At 50.6% G+C, this 25,779-nt stretch carries 27 protein-coding genes and 1 pseudogene; 14 read left to right on the plus strand and 14 right to left on the minus strand.

Features of this window, described 5'->3' with window-relative positions; all coding sequences use genetic code 11:
- Positions 1-242 precede the first annotated feature (242 nt).
- The 3 genes from C1752_RS17335 to moaA all read left to right on the plus strand — a co-directional run bounded on the left by C1752_RS17335 (position 243) and on the right by moaA (position 2,246).
- The gene (locus tag C1752_RS17335) at positions 243-542 is read left to right on the plus strand and encodes a ferredoxin (protein ID WP_110987300.1); all 300 of its coding nucleotides are present in this window, start codon (positions 243-245) and stop codon (positions 540-542) included.
- Positions 543-793: 251 nt separating this feature from the next.
- Positions 794-1,096 carry a ferredoxin gene (locus tag C1752_RS17340; RefSeq protein WP_110987301.1) on the plus strand — a complete coding sequence of 101 codons (303 nt, stop codon included), beginning with the start codon at positions 794-796 and terminating at the stop codon, positions 1,094-1,096.
- A gap of 160 nt (positions 1,097-1,256) precedes the next feature.
- Positions 1,257-2,246, plus strand: coding sequence for a GTP 3',8-cyclase MoaA (gene moaA, locus C1752_RS17345; RefSeq protein ID WP_110987302.1), 990 nt, complete (start codon positions 1,257-1,259; stop codon positions 2,244-2,246).
- A 105-nt stretch (positions 2,247-2,351) separates the two neighbouring features.
- Here moaA and C1752_RS17350 read toward each other — a convergent pair whose 3' ends face one another.
- The 4 genes from C1752_RS17350 to C1752_RS17365 form a co-directional block, all read right to left on the minus strand.
- Positions 2,352-2,702 (minus strand): DUF1428 domain-containing protein, encoded by a 351-nt coding sequence (locus C1752_RS17350; protein WP_110987303.1) that lies wholly within the window; start codon positions 2,700-2,702, stop codon positions 2,352-2,354.
- A 53-nt stretch (positions 2,703-2,755) separates the two neighbouring features.
- A complete protein-coding gene (locus tag C1752_RS17355; RefSeq protein ID WP_110987304.1) occupies positions 2,756-3,202 on the minus strand; it encodes a VOC family protein in 447 nt (148 codons plus the stop codon).
- Positions 3,203-3,316: 114 nt separating this feature from the next.
- A complete protein-coding gene (locus tag C1752_RS17360; RefSeq protein ID WP_110987305.1) occupies positions 3,317-5,047 on the minus strand; it encodes an ArnT family glycosyltransferase in 1,731 nt (576 codons plus the stop codon).
- Between the two features lie 73 nt (positions 5,048-5,120).
- Positions 5,121-5,387, minus strand: coding sequence for a hypothetical protein (locus tag C1752_RS17365; RefSeq protein WP_110987306.1), 267 nt, complete (start codon positions 5,385-5,387; stop codon positions 5,121-5,123).
- Positions 5,388-5,735: 348 nt separating this feature from the next.
- Here C1752_RS17365 and C1752_RS17370 point away from each other — a divergent pair, with 348 nt between their 5' ends.
- Entirely contained in the window at positions 5,736-6,536 is an 801-nt protein-coding gene (locus C1752_RS17370; RefSeq protein WP_110987307.1) for an MOSC domain-containing protein, read from the plus strand.
- Positions 6,537-6,598: 62 nt separating this feature from the next.
- Positions 6,599-8,344: an ABC transporter substrate-binding protein gene (locus tag C1752_RS17375; RefSeq protein ID WP_110987347.1), complete on the plus strand. Its 1,746-nt coding sequence runs from the start codon at positions 6,599-6,601 to the stop codon at positions 8,342-8,344.
- A gap of 39 nt (positions 8,345-8,383) precedes the next feature.
- Here C1752_RS17375 and C1752_RS17380 read toward each other — a convergent pair whose 3' ends face one another.
- From C1752_RS17380 to C1752_RS17405, 6 genes are all read right to left on the minus strand, one after another.
- The gene (locus C1752_RS17380) at positions 8,384-9,811 is read right to left on the minus strand and encodes a leucine-rich repeat domain-containing protein (protein WP_110987308.1); all 1,428 of its coding nucleotides are present in this window, start codon (positions 9,809-9,811) and stop codon (positions 8,384-8,386) included.
- Positions 9,812-10,009: 198 nt separating this feature from the next.
- Positions 10,010-10,300, minus strand: coding sequence for an Asp-tRNA(Asn)/Glu-tRNA(Gln) amidotransferase subunit GatC (gene gatC / locus C1752_RS17385; RefSeq protein WP_110987309.1), 291 nt, complete (start codon positions 10,298-10,300; stop codon positions 10,010-10,012).
- Between the two features lie 22 nt (positions 10,301-10,322).
- The gene (locus tag C1752_RS17390) at positions 10,323-10,841 is read right to left on the minus strand and encodes a photosystem I assembly protein Ycf3 (RefSeq protein WP_110987310.1); all 519 of its coding nucleotides are present in this window, start codon (positions 10,839-10,841) and stop codon (positions 10,323-10,325) included.
- Positions 10,842-10,949: 108 nt separating this feature from the next.
- Positions 10,950-11,690 (minus strand): CPBP family intramembrane glutamic endopeptidase, encoded by a 741-nt coding sequence (locus C1752_RS17395; RefSeq protein ID WP_110987311.1) that lies wholly within the window; start codon positions 11,688-11,690, stop codon positions 10,950-10,952.
- A gap of 242 nt (positions 11,691-11,932) precedes the next feature.
- A complete protein-coding gene (locus C1752_RS17400; RefSeq protein WP_110987312.1) occupies positions 11,933-12,748 on the minus strand; it encodes a hypothetical protein in 816 nt (271 codons plus the stop codon).
- 82 nt (positions 12,749-12,830) lie between these two features.
- On the minus strand, positions 12,831-13,361 hold the full coding sequence (locus C1752_RS17405) for a phosphoribosyltransferase (protein ID WP_110987313.1): 531 nt from the start codon (positions 13,359-13,361) through the stop codon (positions 12,831-12,833).
- A 251-nt stretch (positions 13,362-13,612) separates the two neighbouring features.
- On the opposite strand from C1752_RS17405, the gene purL reads away from it, so the two are divergent.
- From purL to C1752_RS17435, 6 genes are all read left to right on the plus strand, one after another.
- Positions 13,613-15,961 carry a phosphoribosylformylglycinamidine synthase subunit PurL gene (gene purL / locus C1752_RS17410; protein WP_110987314.1) on the plus strand — a complete coding sequence of 783 codons (2,349 nt, stop codon included), beginning with the start codon at positions 13,613-13,615 and terminating at the stop codon, positions 15,959-15,961.
- A 101-nt stretch (positions 15,962-16,062) separates the two neighbouring features.
- Complete coding sequence (gene purF / locus C1752_RS17415) at positions 16,063-17,568, plus strand: amidophosphoribosyltransferase (RefSeq protein WP_110987315.1); 1,506 nt, start codon at positions 16,063-16,065, stop codon at positions 17,566-17,568.
- A 16-nt stretch (positions 17,569-17,584) separates the two neighbouring features.
- On the plus strand, positions 17,585-18,571 hold the full coding sequence (locus tag C1752_RS17420) for a stage II sporulation protein M (protein WP_110987316.1): 987 nt from the start codon (positions 17,585-17,587) through the stop codon (positions 18,569-18,571).
- A 248-nt stretch (positions 18,572-18,819) separates the two neighbouring features.
- Positions 18,820-19,122, plus strand: coding sequence for a hypothetical protein (locus tag C1752_RS17425; RefSeq protein WP_110987317.1), 303 nt, complete (start codon positions 18,820-18,822; stop codon positions 19,120-19,122).
- A gap of 48 nt (positions 19,123-19,170) precedes the next feature.
- Complete coding sequence (locus C1752_RS17430) at positions 19,171-19,479, plus strand: TMEM14 family protein (protein ID WP_110987318.1); 309 nt, start codon at positions 19,171-19,173, stop codon at positions 19,477-19,479.
- Positions 19,480-19,822: 343 nt separating this feature from the next.
- Positions 19,823-21,016, plus strand: coding sequence for a GGDEF domain-containing response regulator (locus tag C1752_RS17435; RefSeq protein ID WP_110987319.1), 1,194 nt, complete (start codon positions 19,823-19,825; stop codon positions 21,014-21,016).
- A 63-nt stretch (positions 21,017-21,079) separates the two neighbouring features.
- Here C1752_RS17435 and C1752_RS17440 read toward each other — a convergent pair whose 3' ends face one another.
- The 3 genes from C1752_RS17440 to C1752_RS17450 all read right to left on the minus strand — a co-directional run bounded on the left by C1752_RS17440 (position 21,080) and on the right by C1752_RS17450 (position 22,177).
- On the minus strand, positions 21,080-21,358 hold the full coding sequence (locus C1752_RS17440; RefSeq protein WP_110987320.1) for a TMEM165/GDT1 family protein: 279 nt from the start codon (positions 21,356-21,358) through the stop codon (positions 21,080-21,082).
- Positions 21,359-21,367: 9 nt separating this feature from the next.
- Positions 21,368-21,688 carry a TMEM165/GDT1 family protein gene (locus C1752_RS17445; RefSeq protein ID WP_110987321.1) on the minus strand — a complete coding sequence of 107 codons (321 nt, stop codon included), beginning with the start codon at positions 21,686-21,688 and terminating at the stop codon, positions 21,368-21,370.
- Positions 21,689-21,817: 129 nt separating this feature from the next.
- The gene (locus C1752_RS17450; RefSeq protein WP_110987322.1) at positions 21,818-22,177 is read right to left on the minus strand and encodes a YkgJ family cysteine cluster protein; all 360 of its coding nucleotides are present in this window, start codon (positions 22,175-22,177) and stop codon (positions 21,818-21,820) included.
- Positions 22,178-22,402: 225 nt separating this feature from the next.
- On the opposite strand from C1752_RS17450, the gene psb30 reads away from it, so the two are divergent.
- A complete protein-coding gene (gene psb30 / locus C1752_RS17455) occupies positions 22,403-22,525 on the plus strand; it encodes a photosystem II reaction center protein Ycf12/Psb30 (RefSeq protein WP_158535126.1) in 123 nt (40 codons plus the stop codon).
- Here the strand turns inward: psb30 and recJ are convergent.
- Complete coding sequence (gene recJ / locus C1752_RS17460) at positions 22,522-24,960, minus strand: single-stranded-DNA-specific exonuclease RecJ (protein WP_110987324.1); 2,439 nt, start codon at positions 24,958-24,960, stop codon at positions 22,522-22,524. The two genes, psb30 and recJ, sit on opposite strands and share 4 nt — an antisense overlap.
- Positions 24,961-25,123: 163 nt before the next feature.
- Between recJ and C1752_RS17465 the strand changes: the two genes are divergently transcribed.
- Together C1752_RS17465 and C1752_RS17470 are read left to right on the plus strand one after the other, a co-directional pair.
- Positions 25,124-25,513, plus strand: a complete 390-nt coding sequence (locus C1752_RS17465) for a sll0565 family protein (protein WP_110987325.1) — start codon at positions 25,124-25,126, stop codon at positions 25,511-25,513.
- Between the two features lie 142 nt (positions 25,514-25,655).
- A pseudogene (locus C1752_RS17470) lies at positions 25,656-25,779 on the plus strand (photosystem II q(b) protein); the annotation flags it as partial.

Genomic DNA, 25,779 nt, shown 5'->3' on the forward strand with positions numbered 1-25,779 from the left:
TTTATTCTGAGACCCATAAGTGATAGATATGAATCCCCCCCTTTCATAAGCAATCCGTAGGTCTTAGGCTTTTTTTGATTACAAATCCCTTTGGTAGAGACGGCATCACAGCTTTATAAAGCTTAATTTTTCTCGTAGTATCAAGAAGGTGCCTTTAATTGACCTAGCCATATTTTGCTGATTAATGTTGCTAGGGCGATCATCGGCCGCCCGCTGTTTTCATGTAATGAGAGGTTTACCGAATGGCATCTTATAAAGTCACGCTAGTTAATGAGGCTGAAGGCCTTAACCAAACGATTGAGTGCCCAGATGACGAATATATTCTTGACGCTGCCGAAGAAGCAGGCGTAGATCTGCCTTTCTCTTGCCGTGCGGGTGCATGTTCGACCTGTGCTGGTAAGGTGACAGCTGGAGAAATCGATCAGTCAGAGCAATCTTTCTTGGATGAAGATCAAACGGGTGCTGGCTATGTCCTCACCTGCATTGCATATCCCAAGTCTGACTGCACCATCGAAACGGGCAAAGAAGAAGAACTCTACTAGTCGTCTCTGACCGTTTGAGTTCATTCGTTGCTAACGGAGGTAGAGCATGGCGCAGGTCATCTATTCAACCTCCATTAGCAACCCCTCAGCATTTATTTCAGGAATTGAGTAAACCCATTGCCCTAAAGTCTTCAAGGTGCTGGCCGCGATACAGACTAAGCCAGAGCTTCTAAAGCACTTTTTGGGGGTATGGTGGGCGCCCGTTGGGCCTTAGCTTTTCGATTAGTACAGGCATTTAAAAGGATTGAGCTATGGCAACGTATAAGGTCACTCTGGTTAATGAAGCTAAAGGAATCGATCAGACCCTTGACTGCCCAGACGATGTTTATATTATTGATGCTGCTGAAGAGCAGGGGCTAGAGCTGCCTGCATCTTGTCGAGCGGGTGCTTGTTCATCCTGCACTGGTAAGTTAATTTCGGGCTCTGTCGATCAGTCGGATCAGTCCTTCTTAGATGACGACCAGTTAGAGAATGGTTTCGTGTTGACCTGTGTGGCTTATCCTGCCTCTGACTGCACCATTGAGACCCATAAAGAGGATGACTTATTTCCTTAAGTGCCAGCTTTGTTCTTTGCTGACTACGGTATTGCTTTTGAGTAAAGCAGGGGCGTTTTACCACGCTTCTACTTTGCTGTGGATAGAATGAGGACCATGAGACTTAGCACAACGAGTCTTGCCCAACGATAGCGATTGCTCTCTGAATAATGGTTGCTTCATGAATTCTGTTGACTACCTGCGCCTTAGTCTGATTGATCGGTGTAATTTCCGGTGCCAGTACTGTATGCCAGAGGAAACAGCCGTCCAGTTTTTGCAGCGGTCAGAGCTACTACAGGCTCAAGAGCTGCTTTCGCTGCTCAAACAGGTCTTTATTCCGGTGGGTTTCTCGCGCTTCCGGTTGACGGGGGGTGAACCCCTGCTGCGCCCTGATCTGGTGGAGATAGTGGGCGAGATTGCGGCACTGCCTCAGGTTAAAGATCTATCGATGACCACTAATGGTTTTTTGCTTGCAGATCGAGCGGCGGCGCTTTATGAGGCGGGCCTCCGCCGGTTGAACATCAGCTTAGATTCCTTGAATGCTGAAACCTTTGGGGCGATTGTTGGCGATCGGACGCAGCGGCGCTGGCAGCAGGTCTGGGCTGGTATTCAGGCGGCCTATGAGGTGGGCTTTAACCCTCTTAAGCTGAATGTTGTAGTTATCCCTGGGGTAAATGAGGCGGAGATTCTAGATTTGGCCGCTCTCAGTATTGATCGTCAGTGGCATATCCGGTTTATTGAGTTTATGCCCATTGGTAATGCGGAGCTATTTGGGGCCCGGGGCTGGGTACCGTCGGAGGAGATTCGCCAGCAAATCCGCAGTCGATGGGGGCTGGAGCCAGGTCATGTCAAGGGGAATGGTCCTGCAGATGTCTTTCAAATTCCCGGCGCACTGGGAACGCTGGGGTTTATTAGCCAAATGTCGGAATGTTTTTGCGATCGCTGCAATCGAATGCGCCTCTCTGCTGATGGCTGGCTGCGTCCTTGCCTGCTCAATGAAACGGGCCAGCTCAACCTGAAAACATTGCTACGGGCGGGGGAAGAGATGGGGGTTCTGCGAGATCGCGTCCGAGAGCTGCTGCTACTAAAGCCAGAGATCAATTACAAAGAGCGCGAGTCGGGGACAAGCAGCGCTGTCTATGGTCGCACCATGTCTCAGATTGGAGGTTGATACGGGATTGGCAGTCGCGAAACATTCGTAACAACTCCTCCTAGCAAAGATCCTAGCTTCAATGTCAGTATTTAGCGATTTCTGACATCAAGACTAGGATTTAATTTAGAGATCGACAATCGTTTCAAAGCCACCAAAGATCATGCGTTTGCCATCAAAGGGCATCTCTTTCATATTTTGCATACGCGGATCAGCCATCGCCTTTTTATTACCTTTATCTCGTTCGGCACGAGAAGGCCAGACAAGCCAAGAAAAGACGACGGTTTCATCCCCGCCACATTTGACCGCCAACGGGAATGACGTTAGCTCTCCATCGGGAACATCATCTCCCCAACATTCAACGACTTTTAAGGCACCATATTTTCTGAAGATCGCACAAGCGTCTTCAGCAAACTTCTGATAGCTCTCGCGGCTTGCCGTGGGGACTGCCAGAACAAATCCATCTACATAAGCCATAAGGGTCTCCTTCTTACTCAAATCAGCGATATTGCAAGTCTGTCAGCCCTTCATTAAGAGGCCATTGCAGCCATGTGTTTCTCAACTTCCTCCATAGGGATTTCTTTCACTTGGGTTGAGAAGGTCCAGCTATATCCGAAGGGATCACTGACGACAGCAGTGCGATCTCCCCAGAACATATCCTCGGGTTCAGAAACGCTGGTCATTCCACCATCAACTGCATGGTCATAGGATTTATCTACATCGGGCACATACAGATAGAAAGCAACAGATGTATTGCCCTCTGGTGCTTTTCGGGGTGAACCCTCAAACTCATCATTCATAAAGATCTTGGAGTCCCCAATAGAAGCAGAAGCGTGTATCACGCAACCTTGGGGCGATTCGAGCACACCATCAACTATCAGATTAAGGGTGCGCTTATAAAACTCGATAGCAGCCTTCGTATCCTTATAGGTGGCATTGGCCGTCAGCGCATGAAATCCCTCTGGTTTGTAATTCATAGCCCATTACCTCTTAAATAGTATTTATGTACTATATTCTAGCAGGCCATCTTCTGCTGGCAGTGTGCTCTAAATCACATGGTTTGTAACCAAAGGCAAAGACCGAACTGAACATTAGTCCTTCTGCACTCTCACCAATTGGTAAGCGCCAACCTCCTGCAGCACTTGGAGGCGCTGAGGATCTAATTCAAGCGCTTCAATGCGGTGAGGATAAGCCACTAAAAGGACAGAGCGTTCAGACTGCTCCCAAGCGCCCTTGAGCCTCGCCTTAATCTGTCGAACCTTGTATAGATAGTCGACGGGCATCTGTGTATAAAAAACTAAGCTGGGTTTGAAGCCCGCCTGGATAATTGGCTCTCCGGTTTGATGTTCGCGTTTGATAGTCTCTGCAATTTGACGCAGCGGGAGCTGACGCTGACTGTCCATGATTTGCAGGGTGGGCAAAAAAGTAAGACTGAGAAACAACACCATTGCCACGACGTTGATCCACCATAGACCGCGCAGGTTTCTCCAAAGAAGAACGAGGCTTGCGATCGCACCTCCGCCCCAAATCAAGCCGCCCCAGACCATGACGCCTGATTCCTGCACCATCCTCGGGAAGTCTGGCATTGACTGATCGTTGCCCAGCCAGCTAGAGCTGTAAAAGCAGGCTATTGATAGAGCGATCAGCAGTAATAGGTGCGCTATGACACTCAGGATTATGCCCCAGCGCCTGCGAATAGGGCCGGAGATGCGATCGCTCAGTCCTCCCACCAAAATGGCCGCAGCGGGCATGAGTGGCAGCACATAGCTCGGCAGCTTCGTCACCGCGATGGTGAAGAAGATTAAAACCCCAAAAAACCAGTGCAGCGCAAAGAGACCTAACTGTTCTGTTCTCGGCTGCTGCCGCCAGCGTAGCGGTTGCCAAGCCTGCAGGCGTGTGATCCCCAAAGGGAGCCAAACGGACCAGGGCGCAAACCCTAAAAGCACGATGGCAAAGTAAAAATACCAAGGTGCAGCATGGTCATTGACGACGCTCGTGAATCGCTCCAGGTTGTGATAGCCGAAGAAAGACTCTAGATATGCTTGGCCATTCGCCCCGATTACAAGGACATACCAGGGCACCGTCAGCAGCAAAAATAAGCCACTTCCCAGCCGCAGCGGCAGTTCGCGCATCACCGACCGCAGCTGCCCTAGGTAGAGCAAGAACGAAAGAATGATCAAACTCGGTAGGACAACGCCTACTGGTCCCTTCGCTAAAACAGCTAGGGCATCCAAGATAAAAAAGGCTAGATACCAGTGCTGCTGTTGCCTCCCCTGACACGCGTAGCCGATAAAAAAAGCTAGCAGGGCCATCCCTATACAGGCGGTTAGCAATAGATCTGAGACCCCCTGCCGGCCCCAGAGGATCAGCTCCGGCGTCAGGATGATCATGGCGGTACTCATCCAGGCTAGATAGGTAGGGTTCTTCTCTTTGAGGTTCGTTCCTGTGGAGGGTAGGCTAGGGCAGCCAAAGCGTTGCAGTGTATAAAAACTCAGGCTCACGAGAGCAAGGGCTGAGAGAGCCGAAGGAAGTCGAGCGGACCACTCATTCACGCCTAGCACCTGATAAGTAAGGGCCATTAGCCAATAGATGAGTGGCGGTTTATCGAAGCGCGTTTCACCGTTGAAGTATGGGGTGACCCAGTCTCCTGTTGCCTGCATTTGACGAGCGGCTTCCACAAACAGTGGCTCGGTTTCGTCAACGAGGCCAATGCTGCCCAACTGCCAGATAAAGGCAATGCCAAAGAGAACGGCTAAGCCCAGGATAGAAAGCCACTGGCGGCGCTGTTGTTCGCTGGTCGGGCGTGAATGACTCGATGACATGCAGATCTCAGATGACGGCTGCCAGACTCTACTGTAGCGGCAATCATCGGTTCTGAAATACGGTCCTTACTTCTCAGGAAGGGTCTAGAGGAGAACCGTCATGAAAGGAGCGCGATCGCATCTGTGCATAAAGCTGTCGATTAAGCTGTTGTCGAAATTCAAGGAACTTAGCTGAAGGCTGGTAGCTGCGTCCTTTGCTCTCGGCAATGCACTGGTCAAGCGCCTGAGTCAGTCTATCTAGCAGGGCTAGAGCATTCTGATCATCAATGGCCGTCTGGAGGTACAACACTGAGATCAAATTATCAATTTCTGTTTCGGTCAGGCCAATCCTGCAATTCATCTAAAAATTACTCCTGTGATGCGGTATTCCCCCCACATCGGTGGTTCAGCACGCAAAGTGTCGCCTGACCTCCCAATCATGAGAACCAGATGCTGATTAAATCAAATTTCTTAATTGTGAAGTTACGGAGACGGCGAACATCTACCCCTGGATGTGCCGCTTTCCCCCAATGCTCCGTTTGTCCCAATAAAGACATAGACCCACTTTATTAAAGATAATTCATTGACTCTTAATCGTCGAGAGTGGTCAATAGAAAGGTGATGGTAATTAATGGAAAAAAGCTTGCAGCTAATAGAAAATAAACCCTTGCCTGATTTTCGGCTATCAGCTCTTTGAGGACAATCTGCCATGACCGAGCTAAGCAAAATTTTGCTGTATCCCATTAAGTCTCTAGATGGGATTGCGGTTACGCAAGCGACATTACTTCCTGGCGGTGCGCTACAGGGCGATCGTGAGTTGGCGATTGTTGATGCCAATCACCAACTGATTAATGGCAAACGGAACGCTGATATTCACCGGTTGCGATCGCAATTCGACTTACCCCAGCGCTTAATCCATCTCAATATTCAGGGAGAGTCAAGTACCACCAGCTTCCATCTTGATCTGCAGCGGCCAGCTTTGGAGGCTTGGTTCAGCGATTATTTTGAGCAGCCGGTCCATCTGATGCAAAATCTGGAGACGGGGTTCCCGGATGATCTAGAGTCAACGGGGCCAACATTTGTCAGCGTGGCAAGTTTAGAGACGGTGGCGAGTTGGTATTCCGACCTGAATGTTGAGGCGATCCGGCGGCGGTTTCGTACGAATCTAGAGCTGGATGCCGCCACAGCCTTTTGGGAAGATCGCTTATTTGGAGAGCCAAATGTGCCGCTGCCGTTTCGGGTGGGGGATGTCCAATTCTTGGGGATCAATCCCTGCCAGCGCTGCCCGGTACCGACGCGCGATCCTGATACAGGGGACGTCTACTCAGGGTTTCAGAAAACCTTTGTTGCTAAGCGCCGGGAGACGCTACCGGAGGGGGTGTTGCGATCGCGGTTTAATCACTTCTATAGACTGACGGTGAACACTCAGGTTCCGGCTTCAGAAGCGGGTAAGGTGCTGAGGGTCGGAGATGCCGTTGAAACCATAGCTGGACGGTATGATTTAAGCTGACGTTGTGCTTTTTGAGGTTAAGTGTGGCTATTACTGGTTCGCGCCTGCGGCGTTGGGTCTCGATGGGTTTGGCTTTTGTATTTGCGATCGCAACCAGCGGCTGCAGCCTAGAGAGCTTTAGAACCGAAGCGGCCCAGGTTCCTGAACTCGTCACCAGCGTTCTCAGCGGCCCAGCCACCTTTAACTATGCCCTGAGTCAAGAATCTCCGAATATTTTCACCTATACCTATGAAGGACTCGTCACCAGCAACCCGATCACCGGAGATGTCGAACCTGCCCTCGCTGAATCCTGGGAGATTTCAGAAGACAAGCTCAAGATTGAATTTTTGCTGCGGCCCAATCTAAAGTGGTCAGACGGTCAGCCATTGACGGTAGACGACGTGGTCTTTACCTACAACGATATCTATCTCAACGAAGATATCCCCACCGATACCCGTGACGCCTTACGGATTGGGGAAAGTGGGGCTTTCCCTAATATTCGCAAGTTAGACGATCGCCGCGTTGAGTTCACAGTCCCTGAACCCTTTGCTCCTTTTCTACAAGCAACCGGCACGCCCATCCTGCCCGCCCATATCCTGCGGGAAACTGTGGAGAAAAAAGATTCTGCAGGGAAGCCTATTTTTAACTCGACGTGGAGTGTCGAAACGGCTCCAGAGAAGATCATTGTTAATGGTCCCTACAAGTTAGCCAACTACACTATTGATCAACGGGTCATTTACCGTCGCAACCCCTATTATTGGCGCTATCAAACCTCAGGTGCTTCTGATGGCAACATCGAGCGTATTGTCTGGCAGATTGTGGAATCGGCTGATGCTTCGCTATTACAGTTCCGCTCAGGAGGTCTCGATTCTGTAGGGGTCACGCCTGAGCAGTTTTCGCTGCTGAAACGAGAAGAAGAAGAAGGTAACTTTGAAATTTTGGAGGGCGGCCCAGCCCCTGGCACCAACTTTGTTTTCTTCAACTTAAACACAGGTAAACGCAAAGGTCGGCCTTTAGTTGATCCTGTTAAATCAAAGTGGTTCAATAACGTGGCTTTTCGCCAAGCCGTTGCCTATGCCGTCAATCGGCAAAAGATGCTAACTAACACGTTTTTAGGATTAGGGAAAACGCAGAACTCACCGGTTTCCGTTCAGAGTCCTTTTTATCTGACGCCAGAGGAGGGACTAAAAACCTATGACTATGATCCCGAAAAAGCGAAGCAGCTGTTAACAGGAGCAGGCTTTCAGTACAAGGGCAACGAGCTGTACGACTCAGACGGGAATCGAGTCCAATTCGTGCTGAAAACAAATTCGGGGAATGCCACGCGAGAAGCACTAGGGGCACAGATCAAACAAGATCTAGCAGGCATTGGGATGCAGGTGGATTTTGCTCCGCTGGCGTTTGGTACGCTTGTGGACCAGCTTTCGTCTTCACTAGAGTGGGAGTGCGTTCTGCTGGGTTTGACGGGGGGAACTGAACCTCACTTCGGTAAAAACGTCTGGGATCCAGACGGTGGTCTGCATATGTTCAATCAGGCCGCTGATGGTGTGGAGGGGCGGGTTGTCAATGACTGGGAACAAGAAATTGGTCAGCTCTATATTCAAGGTGCACGAGAGTTAGATGAGGCCAAGCGCAAAGAAATCTATTCTAAAACTCAGCAGATTTCTCAGGAGCAACTGCCCCTCATTTATCTGATTAATCCTCTATCATTGAACGCGGTTCGCAACAAGTTTACCGGCATTCAGTATTCAGCCTTGGGCGGTGCATTCTGGAACATTCACGACATTTCTGCAGAGAATCCAGCAGAGCGTGCGGAAATCACTGAGTAGAGTGACAGTTGTGGTAGCCGTTTTACACTTTTTATATGGTCATTCAAAAATTTCATCTAATTTGTCTTCTAGCTTTTTGCGTTGTGAATCGCTGAGATCAAATCTGCAGAATTTTGTTACTCTCAGCAAGTCTTCAAAATGAGGTATTTCTCTCAATTCTGCAGAGAAGTCTGTCCATTGATTGCTCGACAAACTCAACTCTTTGAGGTTGACTAATTCTCCGAACATAGATGGAAAATGACTTATCTGATTGTCAGCAAGATCAAGTTTTTGCAGATTCACAAGCTGCCTAATTTCCACTGGCAGGCTACTTAATTGATTGCCGCAAAGCTCAAGCTCGTTTAGATTGGATAGCTGACTAATTTCCTCTGGTAGCCTGCTCAATCTATTATTCCAGAAGATAAGTTTTCTAAGCTGTTTGAGATTTCCAATCCCTTTCGGTAAATCACTTAGCTCATTTTCAGCAAGAGAAATTATTTGAAGTTGCGGTAAATTTAAAGTATTTTCTGGGAAAAAACTTAGTTTATTGTCAGACAGATTAATCTCTTGTAGGTTTTCTAATTGCCCTACTTCTGTCGGTAGTTGACTGAGCTTATTGGCATAGAGAGAAAGTTCTTTGAGTTTGACTAATTGACCAATCTCCTTAGGTAGGCGGCTCAGTCTGTTATCAGACAGTATAAGTTTTTCTAAATTTACTAACTGCCCGACTTGTTTTGGTAGTCTCCTCAGTTGATTCCCTTTGAGGTTCATCTTCTGCAATTTTTTTGACTGCCCGACTTCTGAAGGGATGCGGCTCAGCTTATTGTTAGAAAAGTCTATCACTCTCAAGTTTATAAGCTGCTCAATCCCCTCTGGAAAACTGCTCAGATGGCTATAAGTCACACTGAGGATTTGAAGATTTTTCAGTCGTGCGATTTCTTGAGGCAGGCGATCGATCTGTGTTCTCTGAATGGAAAGTTCCTTTAAATTTGCTAATTGTCCAATCTCGGAAGGCAGAGCACTTAGATTCTTGCTGGAGATGACCAGCGTTTCTAGCTTTTCTAATCGTCCAATTTCTGTGGGCAAACCATTCAAATTATCAGCATGTAGAATCAGTGTTTTTAGATTCTTGAGCTGCCCGATTTCTGCTGGGATGCTGCTCAGTTCGTCGTTGTGAATGCTGAAGGTCTTCAGATCTTTCAACTTCCCAATTTCTGAGGGAATTTTTCTAATAGGTAGGTTGCTCAAATTGAGTCGAGTTGCCTGTCTCTCGAGCGCTGTCTGAATCCGATCCTGCGCCTCTGTGTCAGCCAGGTCCGCTTGAGCATAATATTCTAGGTCTGCAGGATGCTCCCTAGTTTGATGGGGTAGGGATAATGCAGCATAATTTTGATGCCTAGGGCTACAGATGCCAGCCGTGATAGTCAACAGTGCCAACAGCACTTTGAGGTATTTTCGGTTGTGCAGAATCATCTGTAAGTAGCTCATTGTAAGGCTCGATCCGATTAAAGAGGTTCGGAACAATGACCACCCAGTTCCGCAAATCGGAACCCACTATTTTCATAGAGCCGGTACTCAACTTGCCCCCTTTTGTAAGGATGCCCACAGAATAAACATTGCTGCCCAAGAGAATTGCGGCGGCAGTTAGTCAGAAGAATTCTACGATTTCTTTTTAGATGCTCGGGGTCAGTCGTCAGCCATGATTTTGGGCACTCGAAAAAAGTCGCCATCTTGCTCGGGTGCACCCGCTAGGATGCGATCGCGTTCTTCACAGGTCTGCTGTTGATCAACACGCGTCACATTACTGACATCAATGGCCCGCGTCGTTGGCTCCACACCCTCTACATCCAGCTCGCTGAGCTGATCAAAATAATCCAGAATATCGCCAAGCTGAGTCGTAAACTGTGATTCCTCTGCAGCCGTCAGCTCTAGGCGGGCTAGATTGGCCACCTTCAGTACTTCTTCGCGTTCAATCATGTATAAAAACCATGTATAAAAATTACTTGCTATCCAACGTTGCTCTTCCCGTTGTCTTCAGCCAATTTTGTGCTTCAGGATAGTTATTAGGCACTAAACGCACCGCCTTGACCCACAGATCAGCCGCGCGATCGTACATCTCTTCTGCCTCGTCAGTCTTACCCGCCTGCGTCGCCTCTTCCCCGCGTTGATGGAAGATTACCGCTGAGTTATTGAGTGCCTGAGGCATCTGAGGATTGAGATCTAACGCTTCGTCGTAGGTCTTCAGCGCCCTATCGTATTCTGCGTTGCTCGTATAAATAAGAGCCATATTGTATAAAACAAAGCTGCGATCGTAGGGATCTTCCTCTAGTTCTAGGGCTTCTTTGTAGTTATCGAGGGCTTCGGCATACTCGCCATCGGCCTGAGCTGACATGCCATCTCGGTAGTAGGCAAATGCTTCCTTTGCCTTGGGGTTCGTCGGCAATAGCTTCAGGATAATGTCTGCAATGACGGTAAACGTCTTATCAACAAAGTTATCGTTGCGTTGGGTTCTAGGCATAGTCGCTGAGCCGAGGTAGAGATGTCTAGATGATCACAATGAACTGCGACCGAGTGCAAGCTTTAGTCTAACAGCTTTACTTTCAGCAAAGATTCTTTGCCCAAAGGCTTATCTGACCGTCAATGCTGCGCCCACAAACGCGATCAGATTGTTCAAGCTATGCATCGCCAGGGGCAGGTAGAGAGAGCGGGTTTTCAGTTGGGCAATCCCCAGCAGCAGACCAAACCCAAAGAGAATCCCCATAAAGAATAGATTGTACTGTAGGTGAATGACAGCCCAGATTCCTGACGAGATCAGAACAGCTCCGGTGGGGCCGAGGCTGGATCTCGCGATTCCGGGTATCATAAAGCCGCGAAATAAAAGCTCCTCAAACAGGGGGCCGACCAACACCACCGCAATAAACAGCGGGACTAAATGGTGAGCAGAGGTAAAAGCCTCCACCATAAACTGATCGCTTTGGTGAAACAGCTTCATCGATAACTCTGAAAGCACCAAAAAGCCCAGGAAAGCAATGTGCCAGAGGACAAAGGTTTTTACTGAAATACCGCGTAGCCCCAAATACTGGGGCACGGTGATGGAGCGCCGCAGACGCACAAAGAAGTAGATCAAACCGATGCCGATGGTATCCGCTACCAGGGTCGAGATGGCGAGCAAAAGGCCGTTCGTCTCTAAGCTCTTAGCAATCTGGGTGAAATCTTGAACTTCTGCTCCTGGCGTTTGGGCCATGACGATGAAAATCGCGACCAATGCGATTGCCGTACTTGCCCCTAGCAAGGTACCGATAATCAGCGTGGAAAAACCGAGGGTTGGCCACAGGGGCCAAGGCTGTGGCTTCACGTTCATTGTCATCAGCAATCATTCCGGCAGTTGAATCGAGTCCTAATCAACCGCTACGTGGGGGCTATATTTGCCGTCCTGCGAAGAGTTATAGATCAGGCGTTAGCCGTCAGTATAAGTGCTGATCGGAAATCGGGAGATGCATATAGACAGAGCTTGAAAGCTGTGGTAGAGACAACTTTGCTGCTGACGATGCTAGGCGTGGACCCTTTGAGCCAAAGATACTTCCGATCCAGCGTCCACTTTGTGACCCGCTACTGCTGTCGCTGCTCTTGTTCTGATTCTGAAGGAAGCTGCACGGACATGAGCCCATCATCATTCACTGAGACTCGACCTCCCAGCGCCTCAATTTGGCTGCTAGCAAACTGCTGTGTTCGCTGATCGACGGCACTCATCAATATGTTAGACCAAGAGCTAACTTGGGCCTGACGACTATCAGGATTTGTCGCTAAAAACTCAGCCGTCTGCCGGGAGCGTTGTGCTACTTTCCTCAGCCCAGGCTTTGACGATCGGCCGGCCCAGTTTGCCGCTTGTTCGTAAGATTGACGCGCAGCCTGAGGCTGTCCTAAAAACAACAGTTCATCCGCGGCCTTTGCCTGCCAGAGAAAGTATGCTTCTGGCTTCATCGCCTCTGGAATCTCGGCGAGTCCCTGCTCTAGCATAGCCACTGATTTCTGAGGTTGTCCGCCGTAGAGGGTCACCATTGAAGATAGATAGCTATACATATCTAAAAACAACGGATCGCGATTGACCACCACTTCAAAGAACTCAGGCGTCACCGTATAGCCAGTTTTACTGCGGGCTTCGTCATCACCAAAATACTGCACCACATTCAGGAAGGCCCAATTGGCAATCAAGTTATCGAAACCAGATGACGGCAATTTCTGGGCCAAGGCCATGTTGGTCTTATACTGTGCTTCTTCTCGTAGCGCCTCTGCCTTGGTAATTTCTTGGTCGGCCTGCTGTTCTGCGGCCGTGACTTGAGCGGACTGTAGATGGGCAATGGTACCGGCACAGATAATTGCGATCGCAGGTGCTACAGCCTGTTTGATCAGTCCTCGGATCTGCATTTTTCCTAAATCCCCAATGTCCGCAGCCTTAGTGTTCCCAAACTGGACTCAAAAATTTCAGGGTGGAGAAAATTTTCCCAGCTCAGCAATTCTCAGTTGCGGCAATTGGGGGCAGGCTATCCAAAAACTTTTCTCCTAAATCCTGAGGCTTGATCTGTTCGTATAGCTCAAACGGTTGATGAATCCAGGGGTTGTCTGCCAAGTGCTCGACAAAGTAATGCGGCTCGATCACTGAGGCCGCTTTGCACCAGATCACTGCTGTGCGGACCTGATCAATGTCTGTATGCTGCTGTAGCCAGACGAGTGTTTGCTTCAGAGTCTGTCCAGAATCGACTAAATCGTCCACCAATAGAACTTTCGTTCCTAGCTTTGGGGTCGCCATCGTCAAGGTAGAAGCGATATTCAATGCTCCCCGATGCTGGTCGTGATAGGAAGATGCGGCCAGAACTGCGAGCGGGCAATCATAGATTCGAGAAAGGATATCTCCAATCCGAAGACCGCCCCGAGCTAGACAAATAATTTGGTCAAACTGCCAGCCTGACTGGTATACAGTGGCTGCCAACTGTTCAATTTTGTGGTGATACTCAGACCAAGACACATGCAAATCTGTCATTCTGATAACTCTTCAAGAAGAGACCCGTCGCTTTTCCCCTCCCTCGCCGCTCAAGTCGGGATGCAAATTCTTTGAACATCCACGACCGCTCCAGGAAGCATGAGCAAACTAAAAAGCAGCTTTGCCACTTTATCGCTGCTGGATAACAAGACACAATTGTTTTCTAGCTGGCTGATGCCATTGCGTCTAAATCATCTGTCAGGATTAGACAACAGGTACAATTAAACACCTGTGCCGTTGGTGATTTGTGCATGTCTACTGCTGCCCACTGTTCCCCAGATGAAATTGCTTCCGAGGGTCTGAAGCCGGGAGAATATGACGAGATTGTTCAGCGACTTGGTCGCCACCCCAATCGAGCTGAGTTGGGGATGTTTGGGGTCATGTGGTCTGAACATTGCTGCTACAAAAACTCCAGACCCCTGCTGTCCCAGTTTCCCACCGCAGGAGAGCGTATCCTCGTGGGACCGGGGGAAAATGCCGGGGTTGTCGATCTCGGCGATGGGCTGCAGCTTGCTTTCAAGATTGAGTCTCACAATCACCCCTCGGCTGTGGAACCCTTTCAGGGAGCGGCCACTGGTGTTGGGGGGATCCTTCGTGATATTTTTACGATGGGGGCCAGACCGATTGCGGTCCTCAATTCTCTGCGATTTGGCAGCTTGGACGATGCTCGAACGCGCCGCCTTTTCAATGGCGTTGTTTCTGGTATTGCCCACTACGGCAACTGCGTCGGGGTGCCGACGGTGGGCGGCGAAGTCTATTTTGATCCGGCCTACAGCGGCAATCCGCTGGTGAATGCGATGGCTCTGGGCCTGATGGAGATCCCAGAGATTATGAAGTCTGGGGCGGCTGGCGTGGGCAATCCGGTGCTCTATGTGGGTTCCACGACCGGACGAGACGGTATGGGAGGCGCTAGCTTCGCCAGTGCTGAACTCAATGCCGAGTCTGAAGTCGAAGATCGCCCTGCAGTGCAGGTGGGTGACCCGTTTTTAGAAAAGTCACTGATTGAAGCTTGTTTGGAAGCGTTCAAGACTGGCGCTGTAGTAGCCGCTCAAGACATGGGTGCGGCGGGGCTGACCTGCTCTACGGCTGAGATGGCGGCCAAGGGCGGATTGGGAATTGACCTAGATCTAGACCTGATTCCCAATCGGGAAACGGGAATGGTGCCCTACGAGTATCTGCTTTCTGAATCTCAGGAGCGAATGCTGTTTGTGGCTGAGAAAGGCCGCGAACAGGAGCTCATTGATATTTTCCATCGCTGGGGTCTGCAGGCCGTGGTGGCGGGTTCTGTGATTCCTGAGTCCTTGGTCAAGATTCGCTTTCAAGGCGAGGTGGCGGCGGAGATTCCGGCCACGGCGCTGTCGGATAACACGCCCATTTATCATCGAGAGCTACCGCCCGAGCCGCCTGAGTACGCGCAGAAGGCTTGGGAATGGAGTTGCGATCGCATCCCTCCCTGCACAATCCAAGGCATCGAAATCCAAGGCAAGGCCAAAAACTGGACCCAAATTCTTTTAGACCTCCTGGCTACCCCCACCATCGCCTCCAAGCGCTGGGTTTACCGCCAGTACGATCACCAAGTCCAGAACAACACCGTCACCCTTCCTGGAGACGCCGACGCTGCCGTGATCCGTCTTCGCCCCCTTGAAGGAGTCGCGCCTAGGGGCAACTCAGCGGTCGCAGCCACCGTTGACTGTAACGCCCGCTACGTCTACCTCGATCCCTATGAAGGGGCCAAGGCAACCGTGGCTGAAGCCGCCCGTAATCTAAGCTGCGTCGGTGCTGAACCGATCGCCGTCACCGACAATCTCAACTTTGGCAGTCCTGAAAAGCCGATTGGCTACTGGCAACTGGCTGAAGCCTGTCGCGGTCTCTCAGAGGGCTGCACAGCCTTTAGCACCCCCGTGACCGGCGGCAATGTCTCGCTCTATAACGAAACCCTCAATGCTGCGGGAGAACCCCAGCCCATTTATCCCACCCCGGTTGTGGGAATGGTGGGGCTGATCTCAAATCTTGAGCAGACCTGTGGGCAGGGCTGGCAAGACGAAGGCGATCTGATTTACTTGTTAGGCGCTCTGCTCACGCCGCAGCCTGTCGAGCAAGGAGCGGTGACTTTAGGTGGTTCTGAGTATTTGGCTGCCATTCATCAGCAGGTAGCAGGCCGTCCGCCCAGGGTTGATTTTGAACTGGAGCGTCAGGTGCAGGTAGCCTGCCGCCACGGTATCCAGAAAGGCTGGATTCAATCAGCTCATGATTCTGCTGAAGGCGGGGTGGTTGTTGCCTTGGCCGAGTCCTGCATTAGCGGCCAGCGAGGTGCAGAGCTTGAGCTGGCCTCCTCCAAGGGTGAGCTGCGGTGGGATGAGCTGTTGTTTGGAGAAGGGGGCGCTAGAATTTTAGTGTCGTTGCGATCGCAACATCAACAAGCTTGGGAATCCTACTTACAAACGCAGGCGCTACCCTGGGAATACCTCGGTCACGTTAGCGGTCAAAATAGCCTCGATCTCCGTGCAAATGGGCATATGATTCTTTCTGCCTCTCTCGCGAATATGACTGACCGTTGGAGTCATGCCATTGAAAATAAGCTCAATCCAGAGGACAGCTAATCCAAATTTGGATCGGCGATCCCCCTAGAAGTTTGTTATTGTCTTAAATATTCCTTAATATTTCCTCCATGTATTCAGGTGACGCGGTGTCAATATCTAGCATGACTGCTCAAGAGCCCACTGGCCCAGTTCTCGACATTGACCGCCTTCCTCCCCCTGACCTGCTAGCGGAGGATAAGCCAGAAGAAGCCTGTGGGGTCTTTGGCGTTTATACCGTTAGGCATGAAGCCGCCAAGCTCGCCTACTTTGGTCTATTTGCACTCCAGCATCGAGGGCAAGAGTCCGCCGGGATTGCCACGTTTCAGGGCGATAAGGTTCACGTTCACAAAGATATGGGTTTGGTGACCCAGGTTTTTGATGAGCAAATTTTGGAGCAGCTTCCGGGCAGCATTGCGGTGGGCCACACGCGCTACTCAACAACGGGATCAAGTCGGGTGGTCAATGCCCAGCCCGTCATCGTTGAGACCCGTTTGGGAACGCTAGCCCTGGCGCACAACGGCAATCTCGTCAATACTGCTATTTTGCGAGAGCAGGTCTTGGCGCACAACTGGTCCTTGGAGACCACCACTGACTCTGAGGTCATTGCCTACGCCATTGCTCAGGAAATCTCGACGGGTAAGGATTGGCTGGACAGTGCGATCGCAGCCTGTCAGACCTGTGAGGGAGCCTTTAGCCTCGTCATCGGTACCCCTGAAGGTGTTATGGGCGTTCGTGATCCCCACGGTATTCGACCGCTGGTGCTGGGAATTCTAACCTCTGCCGATAGCCCTGGGAATCCTCAGTACGTCTTGGCCTCTGAAACCTGTGGCCTCGACATCATTGGGGCCGAATATCTACGGGATGTCGAACCCGGTGAACTGGTGTGGATTACAAAAGAGGGACTCGCCTCTTTTCACTGGAGCCAGCGCCCTGAGCCAAAGCTCTGCGTCTTCGAAATGATTTACTTCGCTCGACCTGACAGCCAGATGCATGGTGAAAGCCTCTATAGCTACCGCTTACGCCTCGGCGAATATTTAGCAAAAGAATCTCCTGTTGAGGCCGACATTGTTATTGCGGTTCCAGACTCTGGAATTCCTGCCGCCATCGGTTTTTCACAGCTCAGCGGCATTCCCTACGCCGAAGGTCTGATCAAGAATCGATACGTTGGTCGTACCTTTATTCAACCGACCCAGGCCATGCGAGAGCTGGGCATCAAAATGAAGCTCAACCCGCTTCGAGATGTGTTAGAGGGTAAGCGGGTCGTGATTGTAGACGACTCCATTGTCCGAGGCACCACCAGTCACAAGATTGTCAAAGCACTGCGAGATGCGGGGGCGGCTGAAGTGCATATGCGCGTCTCCTCTCCCCCTGTGACCCATCCCTGTTTTTACGGCATTGACACCGACAACCAAGACCAGCTGATTGCGGCCACCAAGTCGGTGCAGGAAATTGCGGACAAAATTGGCGTTGATTCACTTGCCTTCCTGCGGCATGACAGCATGCTAGAGGCTGCTCAGGATAGCGACAGTCATTTTTGCTCGGCCTGCTTTTCTGGCAACTATCCGATTACGATCCCCGAATCTCTCAGAGCCTCGAAGCTGATGCTAGAAGAAGCGGTTTCGTCCTAAACATTCTCAAGCACCCATGGATATCCAGCGATGGTTAGCGCGGCAAGAACCTCAGTGGCAGCGGCTGGAGTCTCTGCTGCGGCAGGCTGAGTCTAAAAGCCTAAAGCGAATGTCAGCTTCTGAGGTGCAGGAGCTGAGCGGTCTCTATCGCCTAGTGGCGTCTGATCTGGCACGGGCAAAGGCGCGTCAGGTGGGTCCGGCCATCACGGAAAAGCTCCAGGGGCTGACGATGCGGGGCTATGCTCAGATTTATCAGGGGGGACGGCGGCAGGAGTGGCAGCAGGTTGTTGACTTTTTTCTGTGGGGCTTCCCGAGGGCGGTGCAGGATACATGGAAGCAGATCGCCGCTGCGACGCTTATCTTCATCGTTGGCGGCTTGATCGGTTGGTGGTACGCTTGGCGCGATCCAGCCTTTATCTCCACGATGGTTTCTCAGGACATGATTGATCTAGTGCAGGATGAAGGTGAGCTATGGACGGGATCTATGGTGGGAGCAGAGCCGATCGCCTCTAGCTTTCTAATGCGGAATAATATTGGCGTCACTTTCAAAGCCTTTGCTGGTGGTATGTTGGCGGGGTTTGGGACGAGCTACATTATGTGGGTCAACGGGTTGCTGATTGGTGTCGTTGCAACTTTGGTGGGTCAGAATGATCTTGCTTACCCCTTTTGGGCCTTCGTCTTGCCCCACGGCTCACTAGAGCTACCGGCTATTTTTTTGGCGGGGGGCGCAGGTTTATGTCTTGCACAGGGCCTGATTTTCCCGGGACAGTATAAGCGCCTTGATGCCCTGAGAATAGGGGGCGGAAAGGCCATTCAACTTATGTTTGGTGTTGTTCCTATGCTGGTGATTGCGGGCATCATTGAGGGCTTTTTCTCTCCCGCGCCAGGGGTTCCTGATGCCGCGAAGTATCTAGTGGGTCTATCGCTATTCTGGGCACTGATCCTCTATTTACGTCGTCGGCCAAGGGACGTGATCCCAGCATCTATTATTCCTCAAGAATAGGTCCGGATGCAGGCAAAGCCTGTGCTAGTTTCTGGCTTGACATCAATTGCTGGATGATGGCTATACTACAATCGTAGTATGGAGCAGTAGCCGTATTGATCAGAGCTTCAAGGCGGCTGAACGTGACGCGACTCTGAACGCGGTGCGACTAAGGAAAGGCTGTTCTTATCCATGCGAGCACCGCTGGTGCTCCTGTTCCTTTAGGAGGTATTGTTTTGCCCACGAGTCACCACACTTCTACAACGGATATGCAGGTTACGAGCATCCGTCTGGAGCGAGAGCTAAAGGAGCGTCTCAAAACACTGGCGGGCAATCAAGGATATCAAACCCTAATCCGTGATGTTCTCTGGACCTATGTACAGCAAAAATCAGGGGACGATCGGCTTTCACCCACTCAGATTAGCGCCAGTGTCCCGGCCATCGCTCACCAGCAGCAGCACTGTGCCGTGACCGGTCAGGTTATTCAGCCCCAAGAGGCAATGCAGCTTGGGTTCACGACCGAGGGGATGGTGGTGCCGTTAAGTTCTGATGAATGGCAGGATAAAGCTTAGGGCTGCATCCTCTGGTAAGGTTTGATTCATCCTCTACGGCAAGCAATCATGACTCCTGGAACCCTAGCTGCATTACTCTACGGCTTGCTCAACATTGCCGGTGGCGTGATGGGCTATGTGAAGAGCAAGAGCAAGATTTCTCTGATCATGGGCTGCTTTTTTGGCATGCTGCTGGTGGTAGGTGCGATCGCAACCTTGAAAGGCAGCGCGATTGGATTATCGATGGCAACGGTGATTACTGGCATATTGGTCGTTGTGTTCGGCATTCGATGGGTCAAGACCCAGAAGGTTATGCCGTCAGGCCTGATGGTGATTTTGGGCGCTGTCTCACTATTGATTATGGTGTTGGTAAAGTAGGCCATCCCAACGCAGGAAAGCCTGTTTAAATATCCACCTCGCTAGATCTAGTAAATCAATCTATTGAGCAAGGACAAAACTTTGTTCAATACACTGATTTTATTTACTTCCAAAAATAAATAAAAAATCAAGCTAAGTGATACCGAGATATATACGTTAACCCGAGTTTGCATACATAAATCAAACAGAGCGTTGGGCATCATAGAAGTAATTGAAGCTCACGTTTAGCTTGGCACGATATTTTTCGCGTCCTTGAATTGGGAGATACATCTATATCTCTCTTGACTCATGAAAGCTTCAGGCTATCAGTGTTTGTTACTTAACGAAGGTTTAATGGGTTTCTATGTTTGACAAGAATGTAGCACTATTGTCTGAACCGGCTAGCGGCGATGCAGAAAAGCATGTTCAAATCTTGATGGTTGAAGATGACTATCAAGATGTTCAACTCTTAAAGGCCCTGTTGTCTCAGCAAGAGTATTGTTTAGATGCAATGACTCATGCTCAAAGTATCAGTGAAGCATTAGATTGTCTTCGATCTTCAGGTGATTCAATTGAACTGGTGATCCTTGATCTATCGCTGCCAGATGCTCAGGGGCTAGACGCCTATCACAAGATCTGTTCAAGTTGCTCTGAAGTACCGATTATTATTCACAGCGGGAACATTGATGAATCTATTGCCATTGAGGCCGTCCAGCGAGGTGCTCAAGATTACCTCGTTAAGGGGAAATTTGATGGTCATCTGTTAGGTCGCACCATTCGCTATGCCCTTGAAAGACATCAACAGTATCTAGAATTGCAGTCTGAAAAACTGAAGCTTCAGGCCATAACAGCGGCTTTACAACACTCTAACCAACAGTTAGAAGTGACCAATCAAGCCCTTGAGCAACTCGCCACTATTGACGAACTGACACAGATTTATAATCGACGTCGCTTTGATGAAGTGCTTTGGGCCGAGTGGCGTCGTCTGGCTCGCGAAGATTCGCCTCTGTCTTTGATTATGTGTGACGTAGACCATTTCAAAGCCTACAACGATACCTACGGTCATCCGGCAGGGGATGCTTGCCTGCAGCAGGTTGCAGCCGCGATTGCAAATATTGTCCAACGCCCTGCTGATTTGGTCGCTCGATATGGCGGCGAAGAGTTTGCCTTTATACTGCCCAATACAGACTTAAAAGGTGCCACCCACATTGCTAAAGATATCCAAGCAGCTGTTCAGCGTCTAAACCTGCCTCACCTCGCATCTTCTACGGGTGATCAAGTGACGCTGAGCCTCGGAGTAGCAAGCATGATTCCTCATCAAGATGTTTCACCGGTTCAGCTTGTTGAGGCGGCTGATCGAGCACTTTATACTGCAAAGAGGCTCGGACGAAATCAGACTCAGGTTTCCCTCCCTGATTTGGAATCCGCAATCACAGAAGTCCGTCAGGCTTCTCATAAGGCAAAGGAGTTTTGTCAAACCTTGAAGCATGCTCGCTCTAGTCTGGCCCGATCTCTAGAACCTGCGAAGCAGCAGCGAGTGCCACAATTGAGATGGTAAAAGGCCTAGATAGCCGACCGCAATAGCTCAAGGCTGAGGAGGTTTGATCAGTCAAGAAACTGTCTACTCTTCTTCTTCAGACCAAAGAAAGCTGATCCCCAGCGTGGCGAATCCGACTGCAGCGACTGCTTTCAGTAGTTGGGTCGGCAGAAACTGAGCTAGACTTCCTCCCAAGACAACGCCTAAGAAACTAGCAAAGACCAGTGCTGAAGCCGTCCCCAGAAAGATCGCCCGCGGATGCCGACACTGACCGCTCAGGGTAATGGCAGCAAGCTGGCTTTTGTCTCCCAATTCTGCAAGGAAGACAATAATGAAGCTCAGTCCCAATAAATTCCAATCCATAGCTTTGGCCTAAAGGTGAACCGTATCCCAAATTAGCAGAACAGCAATGAATAACAGGCTTGCTCCTGTCGCTGTCTTCAAGGCTGCAGGTGAGAGATAGCGTGCCAGCCAGCGGCCGATCACGACCCCCAATAAGCTGGTGGTAATCAAGGCTGCAGCGGCCCCGGCAAAGACAATCCAAGGCGACTGAGATTCTGCCGTTATTAGAAGTGTAGAAAGCTGTGTTTTGTCCCCTAGCTCCGCGAGAAAAATGGTGCCGAAGGCCATCAAAAACTCGCGACCAAAGCTCTTGGGGTCTTTGTCGCCTGATTCAACGGCCTCTGCCAGCATTTGTGGATCAGACTTTTGCAAATCGTCAGAGCCTGGGGATGAATTAGACGATCGTTGAGTTAGGGGATCACTCACAAAGGAACTCTAGTTGCAGATACGTGAACTATTATGCCTGCGATGGGTCGTGCCTTAGCCAAGATCTAAACCGATGGCTTGCTCGAACTTAAGCCCTTCTAAGCTACGGTTGCCGTAAACGGCGTCAATTTGCTCACGACAACATGAGATCGCAAACTCATTCAAATCATCTGGGTCAATTCCGTACAGACGCTTAAAGGTCTCAGGCGTAACGCGACAAAAGCCAGGACGCTCGGCATAAATACTGCATTTACGTTCGTCGTGATCGAAGTGAATACACCAGCCATCTGGCCCAATCAAACTTAGATATCGCTCGAATTCTTCCGCTGAGAGATACTCCTGAATATCAGGGCGCTCGCTCAAATCTAAATGACAGCAAGCACCACATCCTTGAATGCATGTCCAGGTCGCCATGATTGTTAACCTCTACAGTGCTGCAGTTACAGCAAGAAACAGTCGCTAAAGGACATCGACCGACGCACCCATTCAGTAGAAGGTTTAGCCCATAGCCCGTTAGAGATACCATAACTGATTCTGCTAACTCAACTCTTGTCAGAGAATTCCCTAGGTAGCGCCCCGCCAGCAGGTACAATGAAATTCTGGTTTATCCACGATCATTGGGTCATCTTGGGAGGAAAAATGGAACTTTTAATCTCTGCCGGTTTGCAGGAAACGGTCTTACAGCTGGCGTCTATCGTCTTTGTCGTAGTAGGCGGTCCCCTCATTATTGGGGCCATCGCTCTAGGCGGCGGCAAGCTTTAAATTTGTTGAGCCACTTGACGGGCTGAGGAGCGATACCACTGCTCTAGCTGCTTGAGTTCCTGCTCTAGATCGCCCGTTTTTGGGAAGCTAGGGCAGGTATACCCAAGCTCCCGCATGATGGCAACTAACACGCTGGGTGATACCCACCATTTCTGCCCCAGCTCTAAAAGATTTACCCGATTCCCCATCGATTTAATCAGCTCGTATTTGAGGTGCGATCGCAACGCAGTCACCTCAGTCTCTCGAGGAAGCTTTCCGTGTATATAGACCCTCTGAGGTCGGCCCAGTGCCAGCAGCCACTTGAGATGAACGACTGAAGGTGGCAATGTCCATAACAGCAGTGTTTGGCAAGGCTGCGTGGGTCGATCGTATTCAATGCCCCCCTTGATCTGCTGTCGTGAAATATAGGGCCGCTGATCGCCATAGACTAGCAAATTCCCTTCAACCTGTAGCGATTCCAGAGTCTCTAGCGAGTCCCAAGACGGTAACGGCAGCGGTTTGGATGGCTCAGCGCAAATCAATGTTGGCTCCTGCAGGGGCTGAGGGCAATCCTCTTCTGCCTCTTTGTCAGCATCTTCTACCGCTTGAGCCTCAGCAGGTCTAGATAAAAGCGCTTCTGGCTCCTCGCAGCGCTCGGGGGGCGGCACTCTTGACACCCGAGCGCCCAACAGCTCCAGTTCCAGAGTCTGCTCACCCCGCCAGTTGTTCTCCCGCAGTCGGTAGGCCACATCAATCCAGTCAGGAAGGGGATAGTATTCTCCCCAGCGCCACGCCATCACCTGCTTGATCACTCGCTCTTCGGGGTTGCTGGCTTCAACCTGGGCCAGGGTTAACTTCAGGTGTGTTTTATCCGCTCCCACCTGACGCTGCTCTAGCACCCGAACCTGCGGTGTCCAAAAGACCGGCTCTCGATTGCCAATCCCGCAGGGGTGCAGTCGATCGATCTGATAAAACAAGTCCCAGTTGATTTGAGAAAAGTTGGCCTGAGCATCAATCTGCACGAGTGGCTTCAAATGGTGGGGCTGCAGTTCTTCGTGGGCAAACTGACTGAGACGCGATCGCAAAAATTCGAGCTGGTCCACCTGCATTGAAAAACCGCCTGCTGCTCGGTGCCCACCAAAACGTCCTAACAGATCTTCGCAGTACTGCAGCGCCGCAAACACGTCAAATTCTGGAATCCCGCGTGCCGATCCCCGAATGTGGGTACGGGCTTCGTCTTCATAGGTACCCAAAAAAACCGGGACTCCGTATCGCTCTACGAGGCGAGAGGCCACAATTCCAATAACGCCGTGGTGCCAACTTGGCTCCACTAACACCAGCACCCGCTGCTGCTGAGGACGATCGCCACTCTGCAAGCCCTCAACCAGCTCAATCGCAGATTGCTCAATCTCAGTACATAAGCGCTGTCGCTCCCGGTTAGCCTGCTCACACTGCATTGCCCGATCGAGAGCCGTGGCCCGATCATCAGTGGTCAACAGCTCAATCACCGTTTGTGGGTCCGCAATCCGGCCTACTGCATTGATCCGTGGCCCCAGTCGGAATCCGATCGCTTCTGGCTTCAACGTTTTCTGTTGACTTGGGTCGTTACAGCCCGCCACCTGAATCAGTGCCTGAACACCCGCTAACTTAGAGTGGGGCAACAGTTTCAGTCCTCGCTGCAGCCATCGGCGATTCACGCCCACCAAAGGAGCCAGATCAGCAATGGTGCCCAGGGTAAACAGCTCTAGCAAGGGGGCGATCAGAGCTTGGGACTTCTCCATCTTTTTCGCCAGTGAAACCGCCAAAATATAGGCCACACCTACCCCCGCTAAGCCCTGATAGGGAGAATCCATGCGGATCAGCTTTGGATTAAGAATGGCGTTAGCGGGCGGTAGTTCTGGCGGTAGCTCATGGTGATCGGTGATGATTACATCGATACCTAGTTCTCTAGCCTTGGCGACTGGCTTAGGCGCAGCAATACCGTTGTCAACGGTCAAGATGAGCTTGACGCCATCTGCCGCACAGTCATCTACAATCCGCTCGTTAATGCCATACCCTTCGCTCATGCGGCTGGGAATTGCGTAATTGACTTGCCCCCCTAAGGCACCTAAGGCCCGCAGCAGCAAAGCTGTGCTGGTCATGCCGTCGGCATCATAGTCGCCGCAGATTATGATTTCTTTTTGGGTTGCGATCGCATCCTCTAAAAGCTCTAGACTCATTGTCAGATCCGGGAACTCCTCAACCGGATCGGGTAGAGATAGAGATTCCGGCTCTAGATAGGCTTGGGCCATCTCTGACGTCACAATACCTTGATTCACCAGCACCTGAGCCAGCAACGGGAACAACCCCGTACATTGCGCCACGTGCCCCACTTGCTCAACCTTCGGTGACGCGATTTGCCAACGCTGTTGCGGAAGCTTAGCCTCTCTCTCCTGTTGTTTTCCAGCCAGGGTCATAATTCTATGCTTGCTCCAGCCGCTTTTACCTGCATTACCGCCACATTAAACTGTAGAACTGCTTGTGATCATGACCTTTGTACTTTATGTATAGGAAACTTGTTATCCAGATCGCTCTAGCTAAACTAGGATTGATCTCTGATAGAGAAGAAAAGGCCGCGCTATGTCGGATTCTGAGCAATCCTCTCCTCCTGAAGAGGAACTTAATATTGAGAAAGCTCTAGCTGAAGCAGAGACAGCGCTTAACGGTATCAGAGAGCGTTACCAGAACGTCCAAACAGCCCAGCAACAGCAGCCCCAACTTCAGGAACAGCTCCAACAGCTCCGGGAGCAGAGCCAGGAATCTAGCAAAGAGCAGCCCGCTCATCAAGAAGCACAGCAAAAATTAGCAGAAGAGATCGCCAAAATTCAGCAACAGCTCGAAATAACCGAACTCACACTAGAAAGCCGTTTGTTCACTTGGCGCGATAAGCGCGATTGGTTCTGGCACTTCCTCCGCTTTGCAGGCATTGGGTTTGGAGCTGCTCTTCTGCTAAATTATCTAACCCGCTAGTTTGTAGTGTTGGCGGAGACTCCCATGCAAGATTCGTAAATCCCAGCTTTACAAAAGTAAATAATTGCGCTATATTAAATACAGTTACTTAGCCAACTCGGTTACTTGACTAATTTATAACTTACATAACGCAATTATCATTATGACAACCGTTCTACAACGTCGCGAAAGCGGCAGCGCCTGGGAGCGCTTTTGTAGCTGGATCACAAGCACCGACAACCGTTTATACATCGGTTGGTTCGGCGTCTTGATGATTCCTACGCTCC

The sequence above is a fragment of the Acaryochloris thomasi RCC1774 genome (assembly GCF_003231495.1).
Classification (GTDB): domain Bacteria; phylum Cyanobacteriota; class Cyanobacteriia; order Thermosynechococcales; family Thermosynechococcaceae; genus RCC1774.

What these genes read in the sequence shown, in the direction of transcription:
- C1752_RS17335 (WP_110987300.1), top strand. Translation starts at nt 243, where the DNA reads ATGGCATCTTATAAAGTCACGCTAGTTAATGAGGCTGAAGGCCTTAAC.
- C1752_RS17445 (WP_110987321.1), bottom strand. Translation starts at nt 21,688, where the DNA reads ATGCTGGCAGAGGCCGTTGAATCAGGCGACAAAGACCCCAAGAGCTTT.
- C1752_RS17465 (WP_110987325.1), top strand. Translation starts at nt 25,124, where the DNA reads ATGTCGGATTCTGAGCAATCCTCTCCTCCTGAAGAGGAACTTAATATT.
- C1752_RS17365 (WP_110987306.1), bottom strand. Translation starts at nt 5,387, where the DNA reads ATGAATTGCAGGATTGGCCTGACCGAAACAGAAATTGATAATTTGATC.
- recJ (WP_110987324.1), bottom strand. Translation starts at nt 24,960, where the DNA reads ATGACCCTGGCTGGAAAACAACAGGAGAGAGAGGCTAAGCTTCCGCAA.
- C1752_RS17395 (WP_110987311.1), bottom strand. Translation starts at nt 11,690, where the DNA reads ATGACAATGAACGTGAAGCCACAGCCTTGGCCCCTGTGGCCAACCCTC.
- C1752_RS17390 (WP_110987310.1), bottom strand. Translation starts at nt 10,841, where the DNA reads ATGCCTAGAACCCAACGCAACGATAACTTTGTTGATAAGACGTTTACC.
- C1752_RS17400 (WP_110987312.1), bottom strand. Translation starts at nt 12,748, where the DNA reads ATGCAGATCCGAGGACTGATCAAACAGGCTGTAGCACCTGCGATCGCA.
- C1752_RS17405 (WP_110987313.1), bottom strand. Translation starts at nt 13,361, where the DNA reads ATGACAGATTTGCATGTGTCTTGGTCTGAGTATCACCACAAAATTGAA.
- C1752_RS17425 (WP_110987317.1), top strand. Translation starts at nt 18,820, where the DNA reads ATGCAGGTTACGAGCATCCGTCTGGAGCGAGAGCTAAAGGAGCGTCTC.
- C1752_RS17340 (WP_110987301.1), top strand. Translation starts at nt 794, where the DNA reads ATGGCAACGTATAAGGTCACTCTGGTTAATGAAGCTAAAGGAATCGAT.
- C1752_RS17355 (WP_110987304.1), bottom strand. Translation starts at nt 3,202, where the DNA reads ATGAATTACAAACCAGAGGGATTTCATGCGCTGACGGCCAATGCCACC.
- C1752_RS17375 (WP_110987347.1), top strand. Translation starts at nt 6,599, where the DNA reads ATGGGTTTGGCTTTTGTATTTGCGATCGCAACCAGCGGCTGCAGCCTA.
- C1752_RS17440 (WP_110987320.1), bottom strand. Translation starts at nt 21,358, where the DNA reads ATGGATTGGAATTTATTGGGACTGAGCTTCATTATTGTCTTCCTTGCA.
- purL (WP_110987314.1), top strand. Translation starts at nt 13,613, where the DNA reads ATGTCTACTGCTGCCCACTGTTCCCCAGATGAAATTGCTTCCGAGGGT.
- C1752_RS17370 (WP_110987307.1), top strand. Translation starts at nt 5,736, where the DNA reads ATGACCGAGCTAAGCAAAATTTTGCTGTATCCCATTAAGTCTCTAGAT.
- psb30 (WP_158535126.1), top strand. Translation starts at nt 22,403, where the DNA reads ATGGAACTTTTAATCTCTGCCGGTTTGCAGGAAACGGTCTTACAGCTG.
- C1752_RS17450 (WP_110987322.1), bottom strand. Translation starts at nt 22,177, where the DNA reads ATGGCGACCTGGACATGCATTCAAGGATGTGGTGCTTGCTGTCATTTA.
- C1752_RS17420 (WP_110987316.1), top strand. Translation starts at nt 17,585, where the DNA reads ATGGATATCCAGCGATGGTTAGCGCGGCAAGAACCTCAGTGGCAGCGG.
- C1752_RS17360 (WP_110987305.1), bottom strand. Translation starts at nt 5,047, where the DNA reads ATGTCATCGAGTCATTCACGCCCGACCAGCGAACAACAGCGCCGCCAG.
- purF (WP_110987315.1), top strand. Translation starts at nt 16,063, where the DNA reads ATGACTGCTCAAGAGCCCACTGGCCCAGTTCTCGACATTGACCGCCTT.
- gatC (WP_110987309.1), bottom strand. Translation starts at nt 10,300, where the DNA reads ATGATTGAACGCGAAGAAGTACTGAAGGTGGCCAATCTAGCCCGCCTA.
- C1752_RS17380 (WP_110987308.1), bottom strand. Translation starts at nt 9,811, where the DNA reads ATGAGCTACTTACAGATGATTCTGCACAACCGAAAATACCTCAAAGTG.
- C1752_RS17350 (WP_110987303.1), bottom strand. Translation starts at nt 2,702, where the DNA reads ATGGCTTATGTAGATGGATTTGTTCTGGCAGTCCCCACGGCAAGCCGC.
- C1752_RS17435 (WP_110987319.1), top strand. Translation starts at nt 19,823, where the DNA reads ATGTTTGACAAGAATGTAGCACTATTGTCTGAACCGGCTAGCGGCGAT.
- moaA (WP_110987302.1), top strand. Translation starts at nt 1,257, where the DNA reads ATGAATTCTGTTGACTACCTGCGCCTTAGTCTGATTGATCGGTGTAAT.
- C1752_RS17430 (WP_110987318.1), top strand. Translation starts at nt 19,171, where the DNA reads ATGACTCCTGGAACCCTAGCTGCATTACTCTACGGCTTGCTCAACATT.